Origin of the sequence: Ramlibacter agri (genome assembly GCF_012927085.1) — a bacterium.
Classification (GTDB): Bacteria; Pseudomonadota; Gammaproteobacteria; order Burkholderiales; family Burkholderiaceae_C; genus Ramlibacter; species Ramlibacter agri.
Window position 1 is genome coordinate 3,491,396 of sequence record NZ_JABBFX010000001.1, and the last position, 25,371, is coordinate 3,516,766.

At 68.1% G+C, this 25,371-nt stretch carries 25 protein-coding genes; 22 read left to right on the forward strand and 3 right to left on the reverse strand.

Features of this window, described 5'->3' with window-relative positions:
• The first annotated feature begins 6 nt into the window (after positions 1 to 6).
• The 12 genes from lpxD to HHL11_RS17075 all read left to right on the forward strand — a co-directional run bounded on the left by lpxD (position 7) and on the right by HHL11_RS17075 (position 12,096).
• Entirely contained in the window at positions 7 to 981 is a 975-nt protein-coding gene (lpxD, locus tag HHL11_RS17020; RefSeq protein WP_169419523.1) for a UDP-3-O-(3-hydroxymyristoyl)glucosamine N-acyltransferase, read from the forward strand.
• Positions 982 to 992: 11 nt separating this feature from the next.
• Positions 993 to 1,430, forward strand: a complete 438-nt coding sequence (gene fabZ, locus HHL11_RS17025; RefSeq protein WP_169420080.1) for a 3-hydroxyacyl-ACP dehydratase FabZ — start codon at positions 993 to 995, stop codon at positions 1,428 to 1,430.
• A gap of 11 nt (positions 1,431 to 1,441) precedes the next feature.
• Positions 1,442 to 2,230: an acyl-ACP--UDP-N-acetylglucosamine O-acyltransferase gene (lpxA, locus tag HHL11_RS17030; RefSeq protein WP_169419524.1), complete on the forward strand. Its 789-nt coding sequence runs from the start codon at positions 1,442 to 1,444 to the stop codon at positions 2,228 to 2,230.
• 4 nt (positions 2,231 to 2,234) lie between these two features.
• Entirely contained in the window at positions 2,235 to 3,374 is a 1,140-nt protein-coding gene (gene lpxB / locus HHL11_RS17035; protein ID WP_240980096.1) for a lipid-A-disaccharide synthase, read from the forward strand.
• Positions 3,346 to 4,002: a ribonuclease HII gene (rnhB, locus tag HHL11_RS17040; RefSeq protein ID WP_169419525.1), complete on the forward strand. Its 657-nt coding sequence runs from the start codon at positions 3,346 to 3,348 to the stop codon at positions 4,000 to 4,002. Before lpxB ends, rnhB begins: the two co-directional genes overlap by 29 nt.
• Complete coding sequence (locus tag HHL11_RS17045; protein ID WP_169419526.1) at positions 3,999 to 4,763, forward strand: TrmH family RNA methyltransferase; 765 nt, start codon at positions 3,999 to 4,001, stop codon at positions 4,761 to 4,763. Before rnhB ends, HHL11_RS17045 begins: the two co-directional genes overlap by 4 nt.
• Before the next feature lie 159 nt (positions 4,764 to 4,922).
• Positions 4,923 to 6,092, forward strand: coding sequence for a glutamine-hydrolyzing carbamoyl-phosphate synthase small subunit (gene carA / locus HHL11_RS17050; protein ID WP_169419527.1), 1,170 nt, complete (start codon positions 4,923 to 4,925; stop codon positions 6,090 to 6,092).
• Positions 6,093 to 6,095: 3 nt separating this feature from the next.
• Positions 6,096 to 9,386: a carbamoyl-phosphate synthase large subunit gene (gene carB / locus HHL11_RS17055; protein WP_169419528.1), complete on the forward strand. Its 3,291-nt coding sequence runs from the start codon at positions 6,096 to 6,098 to the stop codon at positions 9,384 to 9,386.
• Between the two features lie 4 nt (positions 9,387 to 9,390).
• Positions 9,391 to 10,275 carry a Kdo hydroxylase KdoO gene (gene kdoO / locus HHL11_RS17060; protein WP_169419529.1) on the forward strand — a complete coding sequence of 295 codons (885 nt, stop codon included), beginning with the start codon at positions 9,391 to 9,393 and terminating at the stop codon, positions 10,273 to 10,275.
• A gap of 53 nt (positions 10,276 to 10,328) precedes the next feature.
• On the forward strand, positions 10,329 to 11,057 hold the full coding sequence (locus HHL11_RS17065) for an alpha/beta hydrolase (RefSeq protein ID WP_169419530.1): 729 nt from the start codon (positions 10,329 to 10,331) through the stop codon (positions 11,055 to 11,057).
• Positions 11,058 to 11,167: 110 nt separating this feature from the next.
• On the forward strand, positions 11,168 to 11,644 hold the full coding sequence (greA, locus tag HHL11_RS17070) for a transcription elongation factor GreA (protein WP_169419531.1): 477 nt from the start codon (positions 11,168 to 11,170) through the stop codon (positions 11,642 to 11,644).
• A 2-nt stretch (positions 11,645 to 11,646) separates the two neighbouring features.
• The gene (locus HHL11_RS17075) at positions 11,647 to 12,096 is read left to right on the forward strand and encodes a DUF4149 domain-containing protein (RefSeq protein WP_169419532.1); all 450 of its coding nucleotides are present in this window, start codon (positions 11,647 to 11,649) and stop codon (positions 12,094 to 12,096) included.
• Here HHL11_RS17075 and HHL11_RS17080 read toward each other — a convergent pair.
• Positions 12,093 to 12,566, reverse strand: coding sequence for a YhbY family RNA-binding protein (locus HHL11_RS17080; RefSeq protein ID WP_169419533.1), 474 nt, complete (start codon positions 12,564 to 12,566; stop codon positions 12,093 to 12,095). The genes HHL11_RS17075 and HHL11_RS17080 overlap by 4 nt on opposite strands.
• Before the next feature lie 20 nt (positions 12,567 to 12,586).
• On the opposite strand from HHL11_RS17080, the gene HHL11_RS17085 reads away from it, so the two are divergent.
• The 5 genes from HHL11_RS17085 to HHL11_RS17105 all read left to right on the forward strand — a co-directional run bounded on the left by HHL11_RS17085 (position 12,587) and on the right by HHL11_RS17105 (position 18,145).
• Positions 12,587 to 13,240: an RlmE family RNA methyltransferase gene (locus tag HHL11_RS17085; RefSeq protein WP_169419534.1), complete on the forward strand. Its 654-nt coding sequence runs from the start codon at positions 12,587 to 12,589 to the stop codon at positions 13,238 to 13,240.
• A gap of 134 nt (positions 13,241 to 13,374) precedes the next feature.
• On the forward strand, positions 13,375 to 15,282 hold the full coding sequence (gene ftsH / locus HHL11_RS17090; RefSeq protein WP_169419535.1) for an ATP-dependent zinc metalloprotease FtsH: 1,908 nt from the start codon (positions 13,375 to 13,377) through the stop codon (positions 15,280 to 15,282).
• A 72-nt stretch (positions 15,283 to 15,354) separates the two neighbouring features.
• Complete coding sequence (gene folP / locus HHL11_RS17095; RefSeq protein WP_169419536.1) at positions 15,355 to 16,209, forward strand: dihydropteroate synthase; 855 nt, start codon at positions 15,355 to 15,357, stop codon at positions 16,207 to 16,209.
• Positions 16,206 to 17,540, forward strand: a complete 1,335-nt coding sequence (gene glmM / locus HHL11_RS17100; protein ID WP_169419537.1) for a phosphoglucosamine mutase — start codon at positions 16,206 to 16,208, stop codon at positions 17,538 to 17,540. Before folP ends, glmM begins: the two co-directional genes overlap by 4 nt.
• Positions 17,541 to 17,656: 116 nt before the next feature.
• Positions 17,657 to 18,145 (forward strand): hypothetical protein, encoded by a 489-nt coding sequence (locus tag HHL11_RS17105; RefSeq protein WP_169419538.1) that lies wholly within the window; start codon positions 17,657 to 17,659, stop codon positions 18,143 to 18,145.
• A gap of 34 nt (positions 18,146 to 18,179) precedes the next feature.
• On the opposite strand, the gene HHL11_RS17110 is transcribed toward HHL11_RS17105, so the two are convergent.
• Together HHL11_RS17110 and ppk2 are read right to left on the reverse strand one after the other, a co-directional pair.
• Positions 18,180 to 19,643 carry a CYTH and CHAD domain-containing protein gene (locus HHL11_RS17110; RefSeq protein WP_169419539.1) on the reverse strand — a complete coding sequence of 488 codons (1,464 nt, stop codon included), beginning with the start codon at positions 19,641 to 19,643 and terminating at the stop codon, positions 18,180 to 18,182.
• A gap of 4 nt (positions 19,644 to 19,647) precedes the next feature.
• Entirely contained in the window at positions 19,648 to 20,550 is a 903-nt protein-coding gene (gene ppk2 / locus HHL11_RS17115) for a polyphosphate kinase 2 (protein ID WP_169419540.1), read from the reverse strand.
• A gap of 183 nt (positions 20,551 to 20,733) precedes the next feature.
• On the opposite strand from ppk2, the gene HHL11_RS17120 reads away from it, so the two are divergent.
• The 5 genes from HHL11_RS17120 (at position 20,734) to HHL11_RS17140 (ending at position 25,344) form a co-directional block, all read left to right on the forward strand.
• Positions 20,734 to 21,744, forward strand: coding sequence for a M14 family zinc carboxypeptidase (locus HHL11_RS17120; protein ID WP_169419541.1), 1,011 nt, complete (start codon positions 20,734 to 20,736; stop codon positions 21,742 to 21,744).
• Positions 21,741 to 22,499 carry an alpha/beta fold hydrolase gene (locus HHL11_RS17125; RefSeq protein ID WP_169419542.1) on the forward strand — a complete coding sequence of 253 codons (759 nt, stop codon included), beginning with the start codon at positions 21,741 to 21,743 and terminating at the stop codon, positions 22,497 to 22,499. The genes HHL11_RS17120 and HHL11_RS17125 overlap by 4 nt, the downstream gene beginning before the upstream one ends.
• Before the next feature lie 102 nt (positions 22,500 to 22,601).
• Positions 22,602 to 23,414: a GNAT family N-acetyltransferase gene (locus HHL11_RS17130; protein WP_169419543.1), complete on the forward strand. Its 813-nt coding sequence runs from the start codon at positions 22,602 to 22,604 to the stop codon at positions 23,412 to 23,414.
• Between the two features lie 2 nt (positions 23,415 to 23,416).
• A complete protein-coding gene (locus tag HHL11_RS17135; protein WP_169419544.1) occupies positions 23,417 to 24,277 on the forward strand; it encodes a UDP-2,3-diacylglucosamine diphosphatase in 861 nt (286 codons plus the stop codon).
• On the forward strand, positions 24,274 to 25,344 hold the full coding sequence (locus HHL11_RS17140) for a glycosyltransferase family 4 protein (RefSeq protein WP_169419545.1): 1,071 nt from the start codon (positions 24,274 to 24,276) through the stop codon (positions 25,342 to 25,344). The genes HHL11_RS17135 and HHL11_RS17140 overlap by 4 nt, the downstream gene beginning before the upstream one ends.
• The last annotated feature ends 27 nt before the right edge of the window (positions 25,345 to 25,371 follow it).

The following is a 25,371-nucleotide window of genomic DNA, read 5'->3' on the forward strand; positions in this document are numbered from 1 at the left end:
CCGGCCGTGGCCCTGCAACTCGCGGCCATCGTGCAGGCCCTGGGGGGCGAACTGCACGGCGATGGCAATCTCCTGGTCGACGGCCTGGCGCCGCTGGAAAGCGCCGGCCCTTCGCACCTCAGCTTCCTCAGCAACCCCCGGTACCGCGCGCAGCTGGAAGGCTCGCAGGCCGGCGTGGTCATCGTCTCGCCGGCCATGAAGGAGCCAGCGCTGGCGCGCGGCGCGGCCATCGTCGCCGACGACCCTTATCTCTACTTCGCCCGCGTCACCCAGCTGTGGAAGAAGGCGCAGCCGCGGCCGGCCGGCCCCGCCGTGCACCCCAGCGCCGTGGTCGATCCGGAGGCCGTGGTGGAGGAGGGCGCCCGCATCGGCCCGCTGTGCGTGGTGGAACGCGGTGCGCGCATCGGCAAGGACACGGAGCTGAAGGCGCGCGTCTTCGTCGGCGAGAACTGCGTGCTGGGCGAGCGCTGCATCGTCCAGCCGGGCGCCGTGATCGGCGGCGACGGCTTCGGCTTCGCGCCGCTGCCCCAGGGCGCCGGCTGGGAAAAGATCGAACAGCTGGGCGCGGTGACGATCGGCAACGACGTCGAGATCGGCGCCGGCACCTGCATCGACCGCGGCGCGCTGGCCGACACCGTCATCGAGGACGGCGTGAAGCTGGACAACCTGATCCAGGTCGCCCACAACGTGCGCATCGGCCGCAACACGGCGGTGGCCGCCTGCACCGGCATCGCCGGCAGCGCGACCATCGGCGCCAACTGCATGATCGGCGGCGCCGCCCGCATCCAGGGCCACATCACCATCGCCGACGGCACCTTCGTGTCGACCGGCACCTTCATTTCGCGCTCCATCCACAAGCCGGGCATGTACACCGGCGTGTTCCCCATGGACGACAATGTGTCCTGGGAAAAGAACGCGGCGGCGCTGAAGCAGCTTGCCAGCCTGCGCGACCGCATCAAGGCCCTCGAGAAGAAATCATGAGCTCCCCTCCCGTGATGGACATCCATCAGATCCTGAAGAAGCTGCCGCACCGCTACCCCATCCTGCTGGTGGATCGCGTGCTGGCGATGGACGACAAGGCCATCAAGGCGCTGAAGAACGTCACCATCAACGAGCCGTACTTCGTCGGCCACTTCCCGCACCGGCCGGTGATGCCGGGCGTGCTGATGCTGGAAGCCATGGCCCAGGCCGCGGCGCTGCTGGCGTTCAGCGCCTCGGGCAGCGCGCTGGACTCCAACTCGGTCATCTACTTCGCCGGCATCGACGGTGCGCGCTTCAAGCGCCCCGTGGAGCCGGGCGACCAGCTGGTGATGGACGTGTCGCTGGAGCGTGCCCGCGCCGGCATCTACAAGTTCAAGGCGGTGGCGCGCGTGGGCGAGGACATCGCCTGCGAAGCCGAGCTGATGTGCACGATGCGTACGGTGGCCTGAGCGGAGCAGCCATGAGCGCCATCCACCCGACCGCGATCGTCGACCCGAAGGCGGAACTGGATTCGAGCGTCGAGGTCGGCCCCTACTCGGTGATCGGCCCGAACGTGAAGATAGCCGCCGGCACCACGGTGGCCGCGCATGTCGTGATCGAAGGCCATACGAGCATCGGCCGCGACAACCGCATCTTCCAGTTCGGCTCCATCGGCGCGGCCAACCAGGACAAGAAGTACAGGGGCGAGCCGACCAGGCTGGTGATCGGCGACCGCAACACGATCCGCGAGTTCGTCACGCTGCACGTGGGCACGGTGCAGGACAAGGCCGTCACCACGATCGGCGACGACAACTGGATCATGGCCTACAGCCACGTCGGGCACGACTGCGTGGTGGGCAACAACGTGACCATGGCCAACAACTCCACGCTGGGTGGCCACGTCGAGATCGGCGACTGGGTGACGGTGGGCGGCCTCGTCGGCCTGCACCAGTTCGTCAAGGTCGGCGCCCACGCCATGATCGGCTTCGCCAGCGCGGTGTCGCAGGACGTCCCGCCCTTCATGCTGGTGGACGGCAACCCGCTTGCCGTCCGCGGCGTCAACGTGATCGGCCTGCGCCGGCGCGACTTCAGCCCGGAGCGCATCGCCGCCGTGCGCCAGATGCACAAGATCCTGTATCGCGAAGGCCGCACCCTGGAAGACGCCAAGGCGGCCATCGCCGCCCTGGCGCGCGAGATGCCCGAGGCGGCCGGGGACACGGCCTTGATGAGCGAATTCCTCGCGGGCGCCACCCGCGGCATCGCCCGTTAGCCCCATGGGGAAGCCCCGCTTCGCCATGGTCGCCGGCGAGGCGTCCGGGGACCTGCTGGCCGGCCATGTGCTGGATGCCATGCGCTCGCGCTGGCCCGATCTCGTCGCCCAAGGCATAGGCGGCGCGCAGATGCAGGCGCGCCGCTTCGAGCCCTGGTGGCCGGCCGAAAAACTCTCCGTGAGCGGCTATGCGGAGGTGCTGCGGCACCTGCGCGAGATCCTCGGCATCCGCGACGCGCTGCGCCAGCGGCTGCTGGCCGACCGGCCCGACCTGTTCATCGGCGTCGACGCGCCCGACTTCAACCTCGGGCTGGAGGAGCAGCTGCGCGGGCAGGGCATCAAGACCGTGCACTTCGTCTGCCCGTCCATCTGGGCCTGGCGCATGAAGCGGGTGGAGAAGCTCAAGCGGGCCTGCGACCACGTGCTGTGCATCTTCCCCTTCGAGCCGGAACTGCTGGCGAAGCACGGCGTGCCGGCCACCTACGTGGGCCATCCGCTGGCCAGCGCGATCCCGATGGAGCCGGACCGGGCGGGCGCGCGCGCGCAGCTCGGGCTGTCGCCCGACGGTGAGGTGATCGCCGTGCTGCCTGGCAGCCGGGCGTCCGAGATCGAGGCGATGCTGCCGCGCTTCCTGGCGGCCGCCGCGCTGCTGCAGAAGCAGCGGCCCGACGCCGCCTTCGTCATTCCCGCGGTGCCGCACCTGCAGGCGCGCATCAGCGAGCTGGCCCGGCGCGGGCCGTCGCCGCGGCGGCTGGTCATCGTCCCCGGCCAGTCGCACGCCGTGCTGGCCGCCTGCGACCTGGCGCTGGTCACCAGCGGCACCGCCACGCTGGAAGCGGCGCTGTTCAAGCGGCCGATGGTTATCGCCTACCACACGCATTGGCTCACCTACGCGCTGATGAAGCCGCGGGCGCTGCAGCCCTGGGTGGGCCTGCCCAACATCCTGTGCCGCGAATTCGTCGTGCCGGAGTTGCTGCAGTCCAACGCAAAACCCGAGTTGCTCGCCCGGGCGCTGGCCGACTGGCTGGGCAGCCCTGACAGAATGCAGGCCGTGCAGGAGAAATTCCGGGTGCTGCACTCGGAGCTCCGGCGCGACACCGCCACCCTTGCCGCCAATGCCATCGAAAAAGTCCTCGCCCATTAGAGTCCGCCAGAAGCGGCTGGACTGGGACCCGGTCGGCCTGATGGCCGGCGTGGACGAGGCGGGCCGCGGCCCGCTGGCCGGCCCCGTGGTGGCCGCCGCGGTGATCCTGGACGACAGCAAGCGCATCCTCGGCCTGGCCGATTCCAAGGTGCTGACCGCGCTGGTGCGCGACAAGCTGTACGACAAGATCCGCGACAAGGCACTGTGCTGCTCGGTGGGCATGGCCAGCGTGGCGGAGATCGACGAGCTGAACATCTTCCACGCGACCATGCTGGCCATGAAGCGCGCCGTGGAGGGCCTGCGGCTGAAGCCGGTGAAGGTGCTGGTGGACGGCAACCGGCTGCCCAAGCTGGACGTGCTGTCGGAGGCCATCGTCGGCGGCGATGCCAAGGTCCGGTCGATCTCGGCCGCCTCCATCATCGCCAAGGTCACGCGCGACCGCATGCTGGCGGAGATGCACGTGGAATTCCCGCAGTACGGCTTTGCCGCGCACAAGGGCTACGGCACGCCGGAGCACCTGGAGGCGCTGCGCGCGCACGGGCCCTGCGTGCACCACCGCAGGCATTTCGCGCCGGTGGCGGCGCAGTTCGCGCTGGAGGACGGCGAGGTCGCCGTCTCCATCCAGTGACCAGCGGTCCGCAGACCATCACCTCCCGCGACAATGCGCTGCTCAAGGAGCTGCGCCGGCTCGCGCAGGACAACAGCGCCTACCGCAAGCAGGGCCGGCTGTGGCTGGAGGGCGACCACCTGTGCCGGGCCGCACTCCAGCGCGGCATGGTTCCCACGCATGCGCTGTTCCAGGCGTCCTACTGGGTGACGCATGGACGCGAGTGGCCGGGCGACATCGGCAAGGTGGTGATCGTCGACGATGCGCTGTTCGCCCAGCTGAGCGGGCTGGAGTCGCCGGGCCACATGGGCTTCGTGTTGCCGCTGCCCGAGGCTGCCGCCGTCGACCCCGAGGCCGCCAGCGTGGTGCTGGATGGCGTGCAGGACGCCGGCAACGTCGGCGCCATCCTGCGCAGTGCCGGCGCCTTCGGCTTCCGCCAGGTGCTGGCCATCAAGGGCACGGCGGCGTTGTGGAGCCCCAAGGTGCTGCGCGCCGGCATGGGCGCGCATTTCGGGTTGCGGCTGGTCGAGGGCTTGGACACGGTGCAGCTGCAGGTGCCGATCCTGGCAACCAGCAGCCACCAGGGCGAGTTCCTGCATCAGGCGAGGCTGCCCTGGCCTTGCGCCTGGGTCATGGGACACGAAGGGCAGGGCGTCAGCGCGGCGCTGATGAACCAGGCGGCGCACCACGTGCGGATCATCCAGCCGGGCGGCGAAGAATCTCTGAACGTGGCCGCAGCGGCCGCGATCTGCCTGCACGCGAGCGCGGCGGCTCGGGTGTAACCCTGGGGGAATACCCTTGCCTCAGGTTATAATCAGAGGCTTTCCCGCAAACCCAACGTACGCCTAGCGCATCAGCCCCTCCCCCGACAAAAGCAGCATCGAGAGCCGTGCTTTCGATCGCGTCCTGGGCGTACCCGTAGTCTTTATCCGGAGAACCCAGTGCTTTCGTCACTTCAGGGAGCCTTCCCGCCCGCCATCCTGGCGCTTGCTGACGGCACGGTCTTTATCGGCAACTCGATCGGCGCCACCGGTGCCACCAGCGGCGAGGTGGTGTTCAACACCTCGCTCACCGGCTACCAGGAAATCCTGACCGATCCGAGCTACGCCCAGCAGATCGTCACGCTCACCTACCCGCACATCGGCAACTACGGCGTCAATGCCGAGGATGTCGAGGCGCGCAAGGTCTTCGCCGCCGGCCTGATCATCCGCGACCTGCCGCTGATCGCTTCCAGCTTCCGCGCCGACATGACCCTGCAGCAGTACCTGCAGCGCGAGAACACGGTCGCCATCGCCAACATCGACACCCGCAAGCTCACCCGCATCCTGCGCACGAAGGGCGCGCAGAACGGCTGCATCCTGGGGCTGAAGCAGGGCCAGGAAGTGACGCCTGCGCTGGTCGACGAAGCGGTTGCCAAGGCGCGCGCCGAGAAGTCGATGGCCGGCCTGGACCTGGCCAAGGAAGTGACGGTCGCCAAGTCCTACGACTGGGACCAGACCGAGTGGGAGCTCGGCGCCGGCTACGGCCAGCTCGAGAACGCGAAGTACCACGTGGTCGCCTTCGACTACGGCGTGAAGAAGAACATCCTGCGCATGCTGGCCGAGCGCGGCTGCAAGGTGACGGTGGTGCCGGCCAAGACGCCTGCAGCCGTTGTGAAGAAGCTGAAGCCGGACGGCGTGTTCCTGTCCAACGGCCCCGGCGACCCGGAGCCCTGCGACTACGCGATCGAGTCCACGCGCGAGCTGATCGAAGAGGGTTACCCCACCTTCGGCATCTGCCTGGGCCACCAGATCATGGCGCTCGCCTCCGGCGCGAAGACCTTCAAGATGAAGTTCGGCCACCACGGCGCCAACCACCCGGTGAAGGACCTGGATAGCGGCCGGGTCAGCATCACCAGCCAGAACCACGGCTTCGCGGTGGACGCGAAGACGCTGCCCGCGAACCTGCGGCCCACGCACATCAGCCTGTTCGACGGCACGCTGCAAGGCCTGGCCCGCACCGACAAGCCCGCGTTCTGCTTCCAGGGCCACCCGGAAGCCTCTCCTGGTCCCCACGACATCGGGTACCTGTTCGACCGGTTCACCGGTCTGATGGACCAGCAGAAGAAGTAAGCCATGCCCAAGCGCACAGACATCAAGAGCATCCTCATCATCGGCGCTGGCCCGATCATCATCGGCCAGGCGTGCGAGTTCGACTACTCCGGCGTGCAGGCCTGCAAGGCGCTGCGCGAGGAGGGCTACAAGGTCATCCTGATCAACTCCAACCCGGCGACGATCATGACGGACCCGGCCACCGCCGACGTCACCTACATCGAGCCGATCACCTGGCAGACGGTGGAGAAGATCATCGCCAAGGAGCGCCCGGACGCGATCCTGCCGACCATGGGTGGCCAGACCGCGCTGAACTGCGCGCTGGACCTGTGGCGCCAAGGCGTGCTCCACAAGTACCGTGGCGCAGCCACCAACAAGGCCATCGAGCTGATCGGCGCCACGCCCGAGTCGATCGACAAGGCCGAAGACCGCCTGAAGTTCAAGGACGCGATGACACGCATCGGCCTGGGCTCGGCGCGCTCCGGCATCGCGCACACGATGGAAGAAGCCTGGGGCGTGCAGAAGGCCGTGGGCTTCCCCACCGTGATCCGCCCCAGCTTCACGCTGGGCGGCACCGGCGGCGGCATCGCCTACAACCCGGAAGAATTCGAGATCATCTGCAAGCGCGGCCTGGAGGCCTCGCCCACCAGCGAGCTGCTGATCGAAGAGTCGCTGCTCGGGTGGAAAGAGTACGAGATGGAAGTGGTCCGCGACAAGAAGGACAACTGCATCATCGTGTGCTCGATCGAGAACCTGGACCCGATGGGCGTGCACACCGGCGACTCGATCACCGTGGCACCGGCGCAGACGCTGACCGACAAGGAATACCAGATCATGCGCGACGCCTCGCTGGCGGTGCTGCGCGAGATCGGCGTGGACACCGGCGGCTCCAACGTGCAGTTCTCGATCAACCCGAAGGACGGTCGCATGATCGTCATCGAGATGAACCCGCGCGTGTCGCGCTCCTCCGCGCTCGCTTCCAAGGCCACCGGCTTCCCGATCGCCAAGGTCGCGGCCAAGCTGGCCGTGGGCTACACGCTGGACGAACTGCGCAACGACATCACCGGCGGCGCGACCCCGGCTTCGTTCGAGCCCTCGATCGACTACGTCGTCACCAAGATCCCGCGCTTCGCCTTCGAGAAGTTCAAGGACGCCAACGACCGCCTGACCACGCAGATGAAGTCGGTCGGTGAAGTCATGGCCATGGGCCGCACCTTCCAGGAAAGCTTCCAGAAGGCCCTGCGCGGCCTGGAAGTGGGCGTGGACGGCCTGAACCAGAAGACGCTGGACCGCGAAGTGCTCGAGAAGGAACTGGGCGAGCCCGGTCCCGAGCGCATCTGGTACGTGGGCGATGCCTTCGGCATGGGCCTCAGCGTCGACGAGGTCTACGACCTGACCAAGATCGACAAGTGGTTCCTCGTGCAGATCGAGGAGATCGTCAAGATCGAACTCGACCTGGACAAGCTGGCCGAAGCCAAGGGCGACCAGGCCCTGGCCTCGCTGGACGAGCCGACGCTGCGCGCGCTGAAGCGCAAGGGCTTCAGCGACCGCCGCCTGGCCAAGCTGCTGAAGACCAGCGACAAGGCCGTGCGCGAAGCGCGCAAGAAGTTCAACGTGCGCCCGGTCTACAAGCGCGTGGACACCTGCGCCGCGGAGTTCGCGACCAACACCGCCTACATGTACTCGACCTACGAGGACGAGTGCGAAGCCGAGCCGACCGACAAGAAGAAGATCATCGTGCTGGGTGGCGGCCCCAACCGCATCGGCCAGGGCATCGAGTTCGACTACTGCTGCGTCCATGCCGCTCTCGCCCTGCGTGAGGACGGCTACGAGACCATCATGGTCAACTGCAACCCGGAGACGGTTTCCACCGACTACGACACCTCCGACCGCCTGTACTTCGAGCCGCTCACGCTCGAAGACGTGCTGGAGATCGTCGACAAGGAAAAGCCCACCGGCGTGATCGTGCAATACGGCGGCCAGACGCCGCTGAAGCTGGCCCTGGGCCTCGAGAAGGAAGGCGTGCCCATCATCGGCACCTCGCCCGACATGATCGACGCCGCGGAAGACCGCGAGCGCTTCCAGAAGCTGTTGCACGAACTGGGCCTGCGCCAGCCGCCCAACGCCACCGCTCGCACCGAACCCGAGGCGCTGGAGAAGGCGCAAGCGCTGGGTTATCCGCTGGTGGTGCGTCCCTCGTACGTGCTGGGCGGCCGCGCGATGGAAATCGTGCACGAGCAGCGTGACCTCGAGCGCTACATGCGCGAAGCGGTCAAGGTGTCGAACGATTCGCCCGTGCTGCTGGACCGCTTTCTCAACGACGCGATCGAGTGCGACGTCGACTGCATCGCCGACGCGAGCGGCGCCGTCTTCATCGGCGGCGTGATGGAGCACATCGAGCAGGCCGGCGTGCACTCGGGCGACTCCGCCTGCTCGCTGCCGCCGTACTCCTTGTCGCAGGGAACCGTAGCCGAACTGAAGCGCCAGACCGCGGCGATGGCCAAGGCCCTGAAAGTCGTGGGCCTGATGAACGTGCAGTTCGCCATCCAGGAGAAGGACGGCCAGGACGTCATCTTCGTGCTGGAAGTGAACCCGCGCGCCTCGCGCACCGTGCCTTACGTGTCCAAGGCGACCGGCATCCAGCTGGCCAAGGTGGCCGCGCGCTGCATGGTCGGCCAGACGCTGGCGCAGCAGGGCATCGCCAAGGAAGTGACGCCGCCTTACTTCAGCGTGAAGGAAGCGGTGTTCCCCTTCGTCAAGTTCCCCGGCGTGGACACCATCCTCGGCCCCGAGATGAAGTCCACGGGCGAGGTGATGGGCGTGGGCAAGACCTTCGGCGAAGCCTTCGTCAAGAGCCAGCTCGGCGCCGGCACCAAGCTGCCGAAGCCGACCGACGCCAACGGCAAGTCCACCGGCAAGGTCTTCCTGACGGTGAAGAACAGCGACAAGCCGCGCGCCGTGGAAGTGGCGCGCCAGCTGCAGGCCATGGGCTTCCCGCTGATCGCGACCAAGGGCACGTCCGCGGCCATCAACGCTGCGGGCATCGCCTGCGAGACGGTCAACAAGGTGACCGAAGGCCGGCCGCACGTGGTCGACATGATCAAGAACAACGAGATCGTGATGGTGGTGAACACGGTGGAAGAGCGCCGCAACGCCATCGCCGACTCGCGCCTGATCCGCACCTCGTCGCTGCTCGCCCGCGTGACCACCTTCACCACCATCGCCGGGGCGGAAGCCGCGGTCGAAGGCATGAAGAGCATGGACAACCTCGACGTGATCTCCGTGCAGGAAATGCACGCGCAGCTCGCCGCGTAAGACCATGGATCGGGCCATCCTCGATCTGCCGCTGGCCGACTGGAACGGCGCCACGGGCGAGGCTGGCTGGATCGCGGCGGTGGAGGGCGGCCAGGTGCTGTTCTTCCCCCGCCTCGATTTCAAGCTCGATGCGAGCGAGCAGGCGCTGCTGTCGCCGGCCTTGCTGGCCGAGGGCGTGCGCAACATCAGCCTCGATTCGGCCGGCAAGCTCAAGGGCGTGGCGGGCGGCGAGGCAGTGGAAAGCCAGGTCTCCGGGCTGATGGGCCGCTTCGCGCGGCAGGCGCGTGTCCTGGTCAAGGGCCTGTTCCCGGCCTACGACGCGCACCTGCGGCCGGCGCCCACCAGCCTGCGGCCAACCGACGTGTCGACCCGCAAGCAGTCGGTGCGCGCCGACGACAGGCGCATGCATGTCGATGCGTTCCCGACGCGGCCCAACTACGGCGAGCGCATCCTGCGCGTCTTCACCAACATCAATCCGCAAGGGCAGCCGCGCGTCTGGCGCGTGGGCGAGCCCTTCGAGGACGTGGCGAAGCGCTACCTGCCCGTAGCCAGGCCGTACTCGGCCTGGCAGGCGAAGATGCTGCAGTCGCTGCACATCACCAAGAGCCTGCGCAGCGAGTACGACCACATGATGCTGCAGCTGCACGACCGCATGAAGGCCGACGAGCGCTACCAGCGCGAGGCGCCGCAGGTGACCATGCCCTTCCCCTCGGGCAGCACCTGGGTCTGCTTCTCGGACCAGGCGGTGCACGCCGCGATGTCGGGCCAGCACATGCTGGAGCAGACCTTCCACCTGCCGGTGGCGCGCCAGTACGACGTGCAGGCCAGCCCGCTGGCCATCCTCACGCGCATGGCCGGCCGGCCCTTGCAGGGCGCGCCGCTGCCGTAAGGCGGTTGCTGTGCGCCTTCGCCCGGTCTATAACCGCGGCAAAGGAGACCCGCATGGCAGACACCTACGTCCTGGTCCACGGCGCCTGGCATACCGGCGAGCTGCTCGAGCCCGTCGCGCAGCAGTTGCGTGCCCGCGGGCACACCGTGCATTGCCCGACGCTGGCCGGCAACCGGCCCAGCGACGACCGCAGCCGCATCGGCCTGGGCGACGCCGTGCGCTCGCTGCAGGCCTTCATCCAGCAGAACGGCCTGGCCGACGTGCGCCTGGTGGGCCACAGCTACGGCGGCATGGTCATCAGCCAGATCGCCGCCGGCCTGGGCAACCGCCTGAAGCGCCTGGTCTACTGGAACGCTTTCGTGCCGCTGAACGGCCAGTGCCTCAACGACATGATCCCGCCGCACTACAAGGCGCTGTTCGACCAGCTGGCCGCGGCCGGCAACAACGCGGTCATGCTGCCTTATCCGATCTGGCGCGAAGCCTTCATCAACGATGCCGACGCCGCGCTGGCCGAGAAGGCGTATTCGCAGTTGAACCCGCACCCCTACAAGACCTTCACCGAGCCGGTGCAGCTGCCCCTGGAGATGGCTGCCCTGCAGGTCGGCAAGAGTTACATCAATTGCAGGCAGGACATCGCGCTGCCGCATAGCCTTCCCTGGCACCCGCGGCTGTCGGAGCGCCTGGGCCTGTTCCGGCTGGTGGAGTGCGAAGGCAGCCACGAGCTGTGCTTCACCAATCCGAAGCTGCTGGCCCAGAAGATCGAGGAAGCCGGGCACGACTAGTGCCCGTGCGGCCGAGTCAGGTGGTGGGCAGCAAACCGCCTTTGGCGGCATAATCCGGGTAAATCCACCGCCGAGCGGCAACGCCCGGCGGTTTTCATTTGCGAGAAGACATGGTCACCATTCCCATCACCACCCGCGGCGCTGAGAAGCTCAAGGCCGAACTGCACCGCCTGAAGACCGTCGATCGGCCGGGGGTCATCCAGGCGATCGCCGAGGCGCGGGCGCAGGGCGACCTGTCGGAGAACGCGGAATACGACGCCGCCAAGGACCGCCAGGGCTTCATCGAAGGCCGGATCCGCGAGCTGGAAAGCAAGCTGGCGGCGGCCCAGGTCATCGACCCGTCCTCGCTGGACGCGGGTGGCCGCGTCGTGTTCGGCTCCACGGTGGAACTCGAGGAAGAAGAGACCGGCGAGACCGTCAGGTACCAGATCGTCGGCGAGGACGAGGCCGACCTGAAGCAGGGCCTGATCAACGTCTCCAGCCCGATCGCCCGCGCGCTGATCGGCAAGGAAGAGGGCGACACGGCCGAAGTGCAGGCGCCCGGCGGCCTGAAGCGCTACGAGATCGTCAACGTCCAGTACATCTGAGCATGGACTGGAAGGCGCGAGCGCCGGTGCTGGCCGCTGGCCTCTGGTGGGGCAGCCTCACGGCCATCGGCTTCCTGGCGGTACCCCTGGTGTTCGCCACGCTTTCGAGCCCGGCACAGGCCGGCATGGTGGCCGCCAAGCTGTTCTCCGGCCAGACCTGGGTGGGCGTGTGCTGCGGCCTGCTGTTGCTGATGCTGTCAGGCGCCGCCGAGGAGCGCCCCAGCATGGACTGGGGGCAGGGTGCGCTGATGTACGTGCTGCCCGGCATGCTGCTGGCCCTGCTGCAGGAATTCGCCATCGCCCCGCGCATCGTGCTGCGCCAGGACCTGGCGTTCTGGCACAGCATGGGGACGGGGGCTTATGCGGCGCAGTGGCTCTGCGCCCTGGTGGTTTTCTGGAAAATGACGAACAAGGATCGTCATCCCGGCGAAAGCCGGGATCCAGGGGTTTAGTCGGCCCGTGTCTTCTTGACGGACTTCTGCTTCGGCTTGGCCTTCTTGACCATGCCGCCGGTCGTCAGGCGCTGGTTGCCCAAAACGCGAACCCGCTTCACTTCCGGCCGCTGGCCGCCCCGGCTGGAGTTCTTGACGACCTTGAATTCGCGCGGGCCGGGCTTGCGTTCCTCGTCTTCGGCCTTCACCTTCTTCGGCTTGGGGCGCCACAGCACGAGGAGCTTGCCGATGTGCTGGATGGGCGCCGCGTTGAGGTCGTCGGCGAGTTGCTGGTAAATGGTTTCGCGGGCTTCGCGGTCGTCGCCGAGCACGCGGATCTTGATCAGGCCGTGCGCGTTGAGCGCCGCGTCGGCCTCCTTGCGGACGGCGGGCGTGAGGCCCTCGTTGCCGATCATCACCACGGGATCGAGGTGATGCGCTTCGGCCCGGTGCGCCTTGCGCTCGGCGATGCTCAATTGAATGGCTGTCATCCCCGTATTATCCCTGGCACATGAAAACCAAGACGAAAAGCAAGAAGGTCAACAAGTCATGGCTGAACGACCATGTCAATGACCCGTACGTGAAGCTCGCGCAGAAAGAGGGCTATCGCGCCCGCGCGGCCTACAAGCTGAAGGAAATCGACGAGGCGCTGCACCTCATCAAGCCCGGGAACGTCGTGGTCGACCTCGGCTCCACGCCCGGGGCCTGGAGCCAGTATGTGCGCCGCAGGCTGTCGCCGCAAGGCGCGGCCGTCGGCGCGCTGGACGGCACCATCATCGCGCTGGACATCCTGCCCATGGACCCGATCGAGGGCGTGACCTTCATCCAGGGCGACTTCCGCGAGGACGCGGCGGCCGCGCTGGTGGCGCAGGAACTCGCGGGCCGCAAGGTCGACGCCGTCGTTTCCGACATGGCGCCCAACCTGTCGGGCATCCCTTCGTCGGACTCGGCCCGCATCGCTCTCCTGGTGGAGCTCGCCGTCGACTTCGCCATTCACCACCTGAAGCCCGAGGGCTCGCTGGTCTGCAAGGTGTTCCACGGCAGCGGCTACAGCCAGCTGGTCAAGCATTTCAAGGAACATTTCAGGGTCGTCAAGCCTCTGAAACCCAAGGCCTCGCGTGATAAGTCCTCCGAGACCTTCCTGGTCGGGATCGGCCTCAAGTAGTCTTGATCTGTCAGGAATCCTGCCTGGATTCCTAGGGAACGCGTAGCAAAAATACATCGTTCCATGTCTTGAAACCCCTAGAATGGGCGTCAACTGGCTCAGGTGATGGGCTACCCCGACCCCCGGAGACTCTTTTGAACAATCAGTGGTTTAGCAAGATCGCCGTCTGGCTGGTGATCGCACTGGTCCTCTTCACCGTATTCAAGCAATTCGACACCAGGGGCGCTGCCGGCGCATCGATGGTCGGCTACTCGGATTTCCTGGAGCAGGTGCGCAACCACCAGATCAAGAGCGCGATCATCCAGGAAGGCCAGGGCGGCACCGAGATCATCGCCGTCACCCAGGACGACCGCAAGGTCCGCACCACGGCGACCTACCTCGATCGCGGCCTGGTCGGCGACCTGATCAACAATAACGTCAAGTTCGACGTCAAGCCCCGCGAGGAAGGCTCGCTGCTCATGACCTTGCTCGTGAGCTGGGGCCCGATGCTGCTGCTGATCGGCGTCTGGATCTATTTCATGCGCCAGATGCAGGGCGGGGGCAAAGGCGGGGCGTTCAGCTTCGGCAAGTCCAAGGCCCGCATGCTCGATGAGAGCAGCAACCAGCTGACCTTCACCGACGTCGCGGGTTGCGACGAGGCCAAGGAAGAAGTCAAGGAAGTCGTCGACTTCCTGAAGGACCCGCAGAAGTTCCAGAAGCTGGGCGGGCGCATCCCGCGCGGCCTGCTGCTGGTCGGCCCCCCGGGCACCGGCAAGACGCTGCTGGCCAAGGCCATCGCGGGCGAAGCCAAGGTGCCGTTCTTCTCGATCTCCGGTTCGGACTTCGTCGAGATGTTCGTCGGCGTGGGCGCGGCCCGCGTGCGCGACATGTTCGAGAACGCGAAGAAGAACGCGCCCTGCATCATCTTCATCGACGAAATCGACGCCGTCGGCCGCCAGCGTGGCGCCGGCCTGGGCGGCGGCAACGACGAGCGCGAGCAGACCCTCAACCAGATGCTGGTGGAGATGGACGGCTTCGAGACCAACCTCGGCGTGATCGTGATCGCGGCGACCAACCGTCCCGACATCCTCGACTCCGCGCTGCTGCGCCCGGGCCGCTTCGACCGCCAGGTCTACGTGACGCTGCCGGACATCCGCGGCCGCGAGCAGATCCTGAACGTGCACATGCGCAAGATCCCGATCGGCCAGGACGTGAAGGCCGAGATCATCGCGCGCGGCACGCCGGGCATGTCGGGCGCCGACCTGGCCAACCTCTGCAACGAAGCCGCCCTGATGGCCGCCCGCCGCAATGCGCGCGTGGTGGAGATGCAGGACTTCGAGAAGGCCAAGGACAAGATCATCATGGGCCCGGAGCGCAAGTCCATGGTGATGCCGGAAGAAGAGCGCCGCAACACCGCGTACCACGAGTCCGGCCACGCCATCATCGGCAAGCTGCTGCCCAAGTGCGACCCGGTGCACAAGGTCACCATCATCCCGCGCGGCCGCGCGCTGGGCGTGACGATGAGCCTGCCCGAGAAGGACCGCTACAGCTACGACCGCGACTTCATGCTGAACCAGATCAGCATGCTGTTCGGCGGCCGCATCGCCGAAGAAGTGTTCATGAACCAGATGACCACCGGCGCTTCGAACGACTTCGAGCGCGCGACGCACCTGGCCCGCGACATGGTGATGCGCTACGGCATGACCGACGCACTGGGCCCGATGGTGTACGCGGAGAACGAGGGCGAGGTCTTCCTGGGCCGCTCGGTCACCAAGACCACCAACATCAGCGAGCAGACGATGCAGAAGGTGGACATGGAAGTCCGCCGCATCATCGACGAGCAGTACACGCTGGCGCGCAAGCTGATCGAGGACAACAGCGACAAGATGCACGCCATGGCGAAGGCCCTGCTCGAATGGGAAACCATCGACGCCGAGCAGATCGACGACATCATGGCCGGCAAGGAGCCGCGTCCGCCCAAGGACTTCACGCCGCGCACGCCCAGCTCGGGCGGCACTGGTGGCCCGTCCGCGGGCCCGGAGCCGGCGCCCAACGCCGCGTAAAATTCTTTCCTTCCGTGCAAAGGGGCCCTGCGGGCCCCTTTCGCCTTTCTTCCCCGGCGCACAATCCGGCTCATGCACTGGCAGACGTCCCGCTTCGCGATCGCTCTCGACACCCCGCGGGTGATGGGCATCGTCAACGTCACGCCCAACTCCTTTTCGGATGGCGGCCTGCACGCCAGCACCGAAAGCGCGCTGGCGCACTGCGAGGAACTGTTGGCGGCCGGCGCGGACATCCTGGACATCGGCGGCGAATCCAGCCGCCCGGGCGTGGACCCGGTGCCGCTCGAAGAAGAACTGGCGCGCGTGCTGCCGGTGGTGCGCGAGGCCGTCACGCTGGGCGTGCCGGTCTCGGTGGACACTTACAAGCCCGAGGTGATGCGCGCGGTGCTGGACCTGGGCGCCGACATCATCAACGACATCTGGGCGCTGGGCCAGCCCGGCGCGGTGGACGCGGTGGTGGAGCATCCAAACTGCGGCGTCTGCCTGATGCACATGCACGGCGAGCCGAAGACCATGCAGCGCACGCCGCTGGATGGCGACGCGCCGCCGCAAGTGAGGGCCTTCCTGCGCGCGCGCACCCAGGCGCTGCGCGAGCGCGGCGTGGCCGCGGAGCGCATCAGCTGGGATCCGGGCATCGGCTTCGGCAAGACGGTGGAGCAGAATTTCGCGCTGCTGGCGCGCCAGTGGGAGCTGCTGGTGGACGGCTACCCGGTGCTGGCGGGCTGGTCGCGCAAGTCCTCGCTGGGCGCCATCACCGGCTACCCGGTGCACGAGCGCGTGGTGGCCAGCGTCGCCGCGGCGGTGCTGGCGGTGGAACATGGGGCGCGCATCGTGCGGGTGCACGACGTGCGCGAGACGGTGGCCGCACTGAAGGTGTGGAACGCAATGCAGGGAACCGGCACCGTGCCGGCGGAGAGGAAGCAATGAGCAGGAAGTATTTCGGCACCGACGGCATCCGTGGCAAGGTCGGCGAAGCCCCCATCACCCCGGATTTCGTGCTGCGCCTGGCGCATGCCGTCGGCCGCGTGCTGAAGCGCACCGAGGAGAGACCCACCGTCCTGATCGGCAAGGACACGCGCATCTCCGGCTACATGCTGGAAAGCGCGCTGGAGTCGGGCTTCAACTCCGCGGGCGTCGACGTCGTGCTGCTCGGCCCGCTGCCGACGCCTGGCGTGGCCTACCTCACGCGGGCGCAGCGCGCCAGCCTGGGCGTGGTGATCAGCGCCAGCCACAACCCCTTTCCGGACAACGGCATCAAGTTCTTCAGCGCCCAGGGCACCAAGCTGCCGGACGAATGGGAGCAGCAGGTGGAGGCCGCGCTCGACGAGCCGCCCGTGTGGGCCGGCTCGGCGCAACTGGGCAAGGCCCGCCGGCTCGACGACGCGTCGGGCCGCTACATCGAGTTCTGCAAGAGCACCTTCGCCAGCGACCTGACCCTGAAGGGCATGACCATCGCCGTCGATGCGGCGCATGGCGCGGCGTACCACATCGCTCCCAAGGTGTTCCACGAACTGGGCGCCGAGGTGTTCTGCCTGGGCTGCTCGCCCGACGGCCTGAACATCAACGACCGCGTCGGCGCGACGCATCCCGAAGCGCTGGTGCATGCGGTGCGCGCCAACCGCGCGGACTTCGGCGTTGCGCTCGATGGCGATGCCGACCGCCTGCAGATGGTCGACGCCGATGGCCGACTCTTCAACGGCGACGAACTGCTGTACCTGATGGTCATGGACCGCCTGGCGCAAGGCCAGCGCGTGCCGGGTGCCGTCGGCACGCTGATGACCAACATGGCCGTCGAAGTGGCGCTGAAGAAGCGCGACATCGAGTTCGTGCGCGCCAAGGTCGGCGACCGCTACGTGCTGGAAGAACTGGAAAAGCGCGACTGGGTGCTGGGCGGCGAGGGCTCCGGCCACCTGCTGTGCCTGGACAAGCACACCACCGGCGACGGCCTCGTCAGCGCGCTGCAGGTGCTGAAGGCCTGCGCCCGCAGCGGCAAGAGCCTGGCGCAGCTGCTGGATGGCGTGGAGCTGTTCCCGCAGACGCTGATCAACGTGCGCCTGCAGCCCGGCCAGGACTGGAAGAAGAACGCCAAGCTGGCAAGCGAGACCGACCGCCTGCAGGCCGAGCTGGACGGCTCCGGCCGCGTGCTGATCCGCGCCAGCGGCACCGAGCCGGTGCTGCGCGTGATGGTCGAAGCGGCCGATGCGCAGGTGGCCCAGAAAACCGCGGAACACCTGGCCGAAGTGGTGCGCGCGGGCTGATTCTGCAGGCTTTAAACGACTGGTTACAGTTCGCGTAAAGCCGATTCCCTATCTCGTGGCTGGCGAGCCACGCACCCGGCTAGGCAGGCGGTTTGGCAAGGTCTACATTGACAGCCATGCGCCGCCTTTTCCACTTCATCGCCCAGGCCTCCGTGGCCGGTGCGCTCCTGGCCTCTGCCTGCGGCGCGGCGGCGGAGGGGACCGCGCCGCTGTACTCCCTGACCACCCCGGCGCCCCTGCTGGATCCCGAGCTGTCGCCCCGGCAGCCGTTGCTGAATTACGGCCCGTTGCAATTGTCGGCCGCCACTTCCACCACCGGCACCGGCAGCGGGCTGTCGCTGCAGGCCGGCCACCAATGGTTCGCGCGGGCCGGCATCGGCCACAGCCTGGAGAACAGCGAAGTGCTGAGCTTCGGCGGCGGCTATCGCTTCACCAGCGGCCAGGCGGTGTCCATGCACGTCACCCGCCAGATCGGGCAGGAGCGCCTGGGCCTGGCCGTGCGCTACGACTGGACGCGCACCTACCTGCGTCTCGCCTACGAGTCGCCGACGCGCGCCATGAGCGGCCCCGACACGCTGCGCTTCTCCGCCGGCGTGCGCTTCTGAGCCCACCCGGCGGACATCGCGAAGACTGGAAGGATCAGGTCCAGAACGGCTTCATGTCCGCCGCCGTGTCCCGGCAGGCCTGCTCGCATTCCTGCGCGATGTCGTGCTCGCGGGCGGCGAGCCAGCCTACCGCGAACCAGGCCGTGGGCTCCTCCTTGGCGTGCGCCTCGAACAGCCCGCGCGCGGTGGCCGCGTCCTGGTACTCGCCCAGCGCGTCCTGCAGCGTCTTGAGCGACTTGACGAAGCGGTCGACGTCGCGCGGCGCGTAGAGCGGCCGCACCAGCTCGGAGAGGTAGCGCAGGCGCTTCAGGCGCTTGCGCACGCGATGCCGCTTGGGCTCGGGCAGCCGCGCGAACTTCTTGCCATCGCGCTCCACCGTGCGTCGCAGCTTGTGCAGGCGCGTGGCGACCGACTTGCGCATGGCCTTCAGGGGCGTGTCCTGCGGCGCATCGCGCAGTTCCTGCACCAGCGCCACGAGCTGCAGCACGGCGCCCTGGAAAGCGGGGTCGCGGATCGCGCCGCCCACGTCGGGCAGCTCCGGGTGCCAGCCCTTCATCGACGGCGCGCCCGCCTTCTCCATCACGCCTTCGAGCTGGGGCAGGAGCGTCGCGCGGTCGCGGTGGTGGCCCAGCACCTGGAACAGGGCGCGCAGCGCCGGCTCGATGGCGGGGTCCAGCGCCTGCAGGCCGGCCACGTCCTTCAGCTCGCGCAAGGCCGTGCGCAGCCGCCGCAGGCCGACCCGCAGCTGGTGGATGTGTTCGTCGCCGCCGCGGCCGGACGCGAGCTCGCGCGCGTTGCCCAGCACCTGCTGCAGCGCGCCGTCGATCACCGTCGCCACCAGCGCGGAGGACGATTCCGGCTTGTCTTCCAGCGGCGTGGCCTGCACGGGATTGCCCTCCGGGCCGCCATGAGCCAGCCGCCGTCCCAGCGCCGACTTGGACAGCGGGTCCAGCCACAGGCCGTGTTCCTCGCACCAGCTCTGGGCCAGCTCGGTGGCGGCGGCGGGGCTGCCCTGTTTGAGCTCGAACTCCACCTCCTGCACCGGGTGGCTGCGCTTGCCGGCGCGCACGCGGCCGCGGTCCAGCGCGATTTCCACCGCGGTTCCCGCTGCTTCCACGGTGCGGGTGAGCCGGTTCACGTCGGTCTCGAACACCGGATGCAGTTCCTGCGCGGCATCGCCCAGCGCCTTGCGCAACAGCTTGCCGACGGGATGGATGGCGTGGCGCTCGATATCGGGCGTGGAGTCGCCGTCGTCGAGCGGCACCTCGTGCTCCAGCCGCTCGAAGCCGTTGCGGCCCGGGCCCTTGGCCGTCTGCACCCAGTGGCGCCCTTCCTGCCGCACGCGCAGCACCAGGCCGTGGCGGGCGAGCGCCTCCAGCGGGGTGTCGTAGTAGCGCGCGCGCAGGCGCTTGACCTGCACCGGGCCGCGGCGCAATGCCGTATCGAGCGCCTCGACGCGCTCGCCGGGCACCTGGAACTTCAGCTCGAACTCCGTCATGCCCTCAGTATCGCTCCGGCACGTACAACTCCGCCGGCACCGGGCGCCGTTCGTAGTCTTCGTGCCGCACGCGGGAGGGGAGGGCTATCGCCGGGTGCGGCACCTCGCGGTAGGGCACCTGGTCCAGCAGGTGCGCGATGCAGTTCAGGCGGGCCTTCTTCTTGTTGTCCGCCTGCACCACCCACCACGGCGCCTCCGGCGTGTGGGTGCGCTCCAGCATCGCTTCCTTGGCCCAGGTGTAGTCCTCCCAGCGCCGGCGCGACTCGAGGTCCATGGGGCTCAGCTTCCACTGCTTCAGCGGGTCGTGCATGCGGCTGAGGAAGCGCATGTGCTGCTCTTCGTCCGAGATCGAGAACCAGTACTTCAGCAGGTGGATGCCGGAGCGGATGAACATCTTCTCCAGCTCGGGGACGTCGCGGAAGAACTCCTCCAGCTGTTCGTCGTTGCAGAAGCCCATGACGCGCTCGACGCCGGCGCGGTTGTACCAGCTGCGGTCGAACAGCACGATCTCGCCGGCGGCCGGCAGGTGCTGCACGTAGCGCTGGAAGTACCACTGCGTGCGCTCGCGGTCGTTGGGCGCGGGCAGGGCGGCCACGCGGCAGATGCGCGGGTTCAGGCGCTGCGCGATGCGCTTGATGACGCCGCCCTTGCCGGCGGCGTCGCGGCCCTCGAACAGCACGACCAGCTTGTGGCCGGTGTGCACCACCCAGTCCTGCAGCTTGACCAGCTCGCCCTGCAGCCGCAGCAGCTCGCGGAAGTATTGGCGCCGCTCCTGTCTTTCCAGCTCGCTGAGCGGTATCTCGGCGCCCTCGGCGTCGAAGGGCCGGTCTTCCAGTTCCAGTTCGAGCTCCTCGTCGAAGCTGTCCACGATGTCGCGCTGCACGCGCAGGAACTCCTCGTCGTTCATTCGCATCCTCATACGGCGGTGGTCTTTCAGCGGCCGTGGCGCAGGCGCCAACGTTGAAGCATGGCGAATTCGGCGAGGCCGCGCAAGAGCGCGCGCAGGAGGGAAAGGAAGGAAAGCATGAGCCAACGCTAGCGCAGCCGCGTGGCAACTTCATGACACGCGAAGCCCTTAAGCTTCGCCCCCGTGCCACAAGCCGACCTGCCCGAACTCCAGGAACTGGAGCGCGTGATCGCGCTGGGTGGCGCGCGCCTGCAATGCACCGTGGCCTGCGAGGTGGAACATCTCGAAGGCCGGCTGCCGGTCTACGCCATCACGCTGGGCAACCCGGACCCCTCACTGCCCGCGGTCGGGTACTTCGGCGGCGTGCACGGGCTGGAACGCATCGGCAGCCGCGTGGTCACGGCCTACCTGCACAGCCTGGTCACGCGCCTGGCCTGGGACGTGTCGCTGCAGGAAATGCTGCAGCAATTGCGCTTCGTCTTCATGCCGCTGGTCAACCCCGCCGGCATGGCGCGCGGCACGCGAGCCAATCCGCGCGGCGTGGACCTGATGCGCAATTCGCCGGTGGAGGCGCGCGACCCGGTGCCTTTGCTGGTGGGCGGCCAGCGCCTCAGCTCCGGCCTGCCCTGGTACCGCGGCGCCGCCGGCGCCGCCATGGAGCCCGAAAGCGCGGCGCTGTGCGCCTGGGTCGAGCGGGAACTGCACGGCCGCCCCTTCAGCCTGGCGCTGGATTGCCATTCGGGCTTCGGCATGCGCGACCGCATCTGGTTTCCCTTCGCGCACCGGCGCCTGCCCATAGCCGCGCTGGCGGAACTGCATGCGCTGCACGAGATCTTCGAAGGCAGCCACGCGCACCACAAGTACGTCTTCGAGCCGCAAAGCCGGCAGTACCTGGCCCACGGCGACCTGTGGGACCACCTGGTGCTGCGGGCGCCGGGGCAGGGCGTGTTCCTGCCGCTGACGCTGGAGATGGGATCCTGGCTGTGGGTGAAGAAGAACCCGCGCCAGCTGTTCTCGCGCCACGGCATCTTCAACCCGCTGATCGCGCACCGCGAGCAGCGGGTGCTGCGCAGCCACCTGCCGCTGCTGGATTTCGCGGCGCGCGCGGCGGCCGGCCACCGGCACTGGCTGCCGCAGGGAGCGGAGCGCGAGCTGCAGCAACGCCGGGGCCTGGCCCGCTGGTACGGACGATGAGCACCTGGGTGCTGCTGCGTGGGCTGGCGCGCGAGGCGCGCCACTGGGGCGGCTTTGCCCGCGACCTGCAGCAGCGGCTGCCGCCTGGCGACCAGGTACTGTGCGTGGACCTGCCAGGCACCGGCTCGCTGTGGCACGAGCCCAGCCCGGCCAGCGTGACCGGCCTGGTGCAAGCGGCGCGGCGCGAACTGGCCTTGCTGCGGTCGCGCGCGCCCTATGTGCTGGTCGCACTGTCGCTGGGCGGCATGGTGGCGCGGGAATGGGCCGGACGCGACCCGGATGTCGCGGCCTCCGTCCTGATCAACACCAGCCTGGGCGGCGTGGCGCCGTTCTGGCAACGCCTGCGTCCTTCCAGTTACCCGGCCTTGCTCGCGCTCGCGCGGCCGGGGCTGGCTTTGCTGCCGCGTGAGCAACGCATCCTCCGGTTGACCAGCAATGCTCCGGCCCAGGAGGAGGTCGCGCAGCAGTGGACGGCCATTGCCGCGACCGCGCCGGTCTCGCGCCTCAACGTGCTGCGGCAACTGCTCGCGGCGGCCCGCTACCGGCCCGACGGCCCCGCGCGCGCACCGACCCTGCTGCTGGCCTCGACGCGCGACCGCCTGGTCTCGGTCGAGTGTTCGCGCCGCCTCGCGCGGGCCTGGAACGTACCCCTGCGCGAACACCCGTCGGCCGGGCACGACTTGCCGCTGGACGACCCGCAATGGGTGGCCGACGCGATCATCCGCTGGCATCGGGGGCTTTTCCACGCCGTGTGACGGGCGCGTGACGAGGGTGTTGCCTCGTCATCGAACTGCCACGGAAACGCCATGTCTGCGTCATGGGCACTCCGCACACTCCGCCAAACCGCAGGAGTGCAGATGAACGAGCAGCCCGACACCAACATCATCCTGGCGCCGGCCGCGTTGCCCAAGGCCGCCCGCAGCGCATCGATGGGGGAGTCCAGCAACATCACCGTCACCTGGGCGCGGCACCAGGACGAAGTGCGCCAGGCCCAGCGCCTGCGCTACGAAGTGTTCGCCGGCGAAATGGGCGCCCGGCTCGACACGCGCCTCGAAGGCCATGATGCCGACCTGTTCGACGACTACTGCGAGCACCTGCTGGTGCGCGCGGCCGACACCGGCGACGTGATCGGCACCTACCGCGTACTGACGCCGGCGCAGGCGCGCCGCGTCGGCAGCTTCTACAGCGACACCGAGTTCGACCTGTGGCGCCTGCGCCGGCTGCGCGAACGGATGGTGGAACTGGGGCGCAGCTGCGTGCGCGCCGACCACCGCCAGGGCGGCGTGATCCTGGCGCTGTGGGGCGCGCTGGCCGAATTCATGCAGCGCAATGCGCTGGACACCATGATCGGCTGCGCCAGCATCCCGATGCTGCACAACGGCGTGGTCAGCGGCGACATCGCTGCCAGCATCTGGCGCCAGCTGAAGGCCACGCACCTGGCGCCGATCGAATACCACGTGACGCCGCGCCTGCCGCTGCCGGTCGATGCGCTGGACAGCGGACTGGACGTGGAACCACCGGCATTGATCAAGGGCTACCTGCGCCTGGGCGCGAAGGTGCTGGGGCCGCCGGCCTGGGACCCGGACTTCAACACCGCGGACCTGCCAATGATGATGCGGATCCACGACCTGCCGCCGCGCTACCGCAAGCATTTTCTCGGAGGGGCCTGAGCATGCGGACCGCGTTCGAAGCTTTCGGCACCCTGGTTCCGGGGTTCGATGTCCCCACCGATGAACGCGACGACGACGACGGCCCGGCACGCTCCCGCTACCGGGCCGTCTTCATTTCCGACCTGCACCTGGGCACGCCCGGTTGCCAGGCCGCGCCGCTGCTGGATTTCCTGAAGTCGCATCCCAGCGACTACCTGTACCTGGTGGGCGACATCATCGACGGCTGGCAGCTGCGCAAGCGCTGGTACTGGCCGCAGTTGCACAACGACGTGGTGCAGAAGCTGCTGCGCCGCGCCCGCAAGGGCTGCCGCGTGGTCTACGTGCCGGGCAACCACGACGAATTCGCACGCCAGTTCGTTGGCAACCATTTCGGCGGCATCGAGGTGCAGCAGGAAGCCGTGCACGTGACGGCCGCGGGCCAGCAGCTGTGGGTGATCCACGGCGACTACTTCGACGGCGTGGTGCAGTGCGCGAAGTGGCTGGCGCACGTCGGCGACTCGCTGTACGAGTTCACGCTGAAGCTCAATCGCCACCTGAACCGGCTGCGCGGCCGGCTGGGGCTGCCTTACTGGTCGCTCTCGGCCTACCTGAAGAACAAGGTGAAGAAGGCGCTGAACTACGTGACGGACTTCGAGCGGGCTGTCGCGCACGAGGCGCGCCGCCGCGGCCACCAGGGCGTGGTCTGCGGGCACATCCACCGCGCCGAGCTGCGCCACATCGACGGCGTGCTGTATTGCAACGACGGCGACTGGGTCGAAAGCCGCACGGCGCTGGTGGAGCACTACGACGGCCGGCTCGAACTGGTGGAGTGGCTGCCGGCCGCCCAGGACAACGGACACAAGACACTGACGGAGACTGCATGAAGATCGCGCTGGTCACGGATGCCTGGATGCCCCAGGTCAATGGAGTGGTCACCACGCTGGTGGAACTGGTGCGGCACCTGCGCGCCGGCGGCAACGAGGTGCTGGTGATCGAGCCGGGGCGGTTCGCCACCCGCCCATGCCCGGGCTATTCGGGCATCGACCTGGCCATTCGTCCCGCGCGGCGGCTCGCGGAGCAGCTGGAGGCTTTCGGCCCGGACGCGATCCACCTGGCGACCGAAGGTCCGCTCGGCTGGGCCGGGCGGCGCTTCTGCCTGAAGCGCGGGCTGGCGTTCACGACCGCCTTCCACACCAAGTTCCCCGAGATCGTCAACCACGCGATCAAGGTGCCGTTGGCGCTGGGCTATGCGGTGATGCGGCATTTCCACGCTCCGTCCTCGGGCGTCATGGTGCCGACGCCCAGCGTGCTGGAGATGCTGCAGAAGCGCGGCTTCCGCAACCTGCGGGCCTGGACCCACGGCGTCGACCTGGACCTGTTTCCCTTCCGGGCCATGCCCGGCACCTTCGCCGGCCTGGAAGAGGTGGCGCGGCCGCTGTCGCTGTTCGTCGGCCGCGTGTCGTACGAGAAGAACATCTCCGCCTTCCTGCAGACGCCCTTTCCGGGGACCAAGGTCGTGTGCGGCGTCGGCCCGGTCGAGGCGACGCTGAAGCAGAAGCATCCCGAAGTGCGCTGGGTCGGCATCCTGCCGCGCGACGAGCTGGCCAAGCTGTACGCGGCAGCCGACCTCTTCGTGTTCCCCAGCCTGGCGGACACCTTCGGCTTGGTCATGGTGGAGGCGATGGCCTGCGGCACGCCGGTGGCGGCTTATCCCGCCGACGGACCCCTGACCGTGCTGTCGCGTCCCGGACCCAGGGAAACGGGCAGCCTGGGCGGCGCGATGCATGAAGACCTGCAGAAGGCCTGCTTCGCCGCGCTGGAAGTCCCTCGTGCGGAAGCCCGCGAGAGGGCGATGGACTTCAGCTGGGCGCACGCGAGCACGCTGTTCGAGAATTTCCTGGTGCCAGCGCGCAAGCCGCTTTCCGGCTCGGCTGTCACGGTTATGTCATAAGGGAAGGTGATACTGTCACAAACAAGT

Excerpts from the sequence above, each read along its gene's own strand:
- lpxA (WP_169419524.1), top strand. The coding sequence starts at position 1,442 with ATGAGCGCCATCCACCCGACCGCGATCGTCGACCCGAAGGCGGAACTG.
- lpxB (WP_240980096.1), top strand. The coding sequence starts at position 2,235 with ATGGGGAAGCCCCGCTTCGCCATGGTCGCCGGCGAGGCGTCCGGGGAC.
- rnhB (WP_169419525.1), top strand. The coding sequence starts at position 3,346 with ATGCCATCGAAAAAGTCCTCGCCCATTAGAGTCCGCCAGAAGCGGCTG.
- carB (WP_169419528.1), top strand. The coding sequence starts at position 6,096 with ATGCCCAAGCGCACAGACATCAAGAGCATCCTCATCATCGGCGCTGGC.
- kdoO (WP_169419529.1), top strand. The coding sequence starts at position 9,391 with ATGGATCGGGCCATCCTCGATCTGCCGCTGGCCGACTGGAACGGCGCC.
- HHL11_RS17065 (WP_169419530.1), top strand. The coding sequence starts at position 10,329 with ATGGCAGACACCTACGTCCTGGTCCACGGCGCCTGGCATACCGGCGAG.
- greA (WP_169419531.1), top strand. The coding sequence starts at position 11,168 with ATGGTCACCATTCCCATCACCACCCGCGGCGCTGAGAAGCTCAAGGCC.
- HHL11_RS17075 (WP_169419532.1), top strand. The coding sequence starts at position 11,647 with ATGGACTGGAAGGCGCGAGCGCCGGTGCTGGCCGCTGGCCTCTGGTGG.
- HHL11_RS17080 (WP_169419533.1), bottom strand. The coding sequence starts at position 12,566 with ATGACAGCCATTCAATTGAGCATCGCCGAGCGCAAGGCGCACCGGGCC.
- HHL11_RS17085 (WP_169419534.1), top strand. The coding sequence starts at position 12,587 with ATGAAAACCAAGACGAAAAGCAAGAAGGTCAACAAGTCATGGCTGAAC.
- folP (WP_169419536.1), top strand. The coding sequence starts at position 15,355 with ATGCACTGGCAGACGTCCCGCTTCGCGATCGCTCTCGACACCCCGCGG.
- glmM (WP_169419537.1), top strand. The coding sequence starts at position 16,206 with ATGAGCAGGAAGTATTTCGGCACCGACGGCATCCGTGGCAAGGTCGGC.
- HHL11_RS17105 (WP_169419538.1), top strand. The coding sequence starts at position 17,657 with ATGCGCCGCCTTTTCCACTTCATCGCCCAGGCCTCCGTGGCCGGTGCG.
- HHL11_RS17110 (WP_169419539.1), bottom strand. The coding sequence starts at position 19,643 with ATGACGGAGTTCGAGCTGAAGTTCCAGGTGCCCGGCGAGCGCGTCGAG.
- ppk2 (WP_169419540.1), bottom strand. The coding sequence starts at position 20,550 with ATGAACGACGAGGAGTTCCTGCGCGTGCAGCGCGACATCGTGGACAGC.
- HHL11_RS17125 (WP_169419542.1), top strand. The coding sequence starts at position 21,741 with ATGAGCACCTGGGTGCTGCTGCGTGGGCTGGCGCGCGAGGCGCGCCAC.
- HHL11_RS17130 (WP_169419543.1), top strand. The coding sequence starts at position 22,602 with ATGAACGAGCAGCCCGACACCAACATCATCCTGGCGCCGGCCGCGTTG.
- HHL11_RS17135 (WP_169419544.1), top strand. The coding sequence starts at position 23,417 with ATGCGGACCGCGTTCGAAGCTTTCGGCACCCTGGTTCCGGGGTTCGAT.
- HHL11_RS17140 (WP_169419545.1), top strand. The coding sequence starts at position 24,274 with ATGAAGATCGCGCTGGTCACGGATGCCTGGATGCCCCAGGTCAATGGA.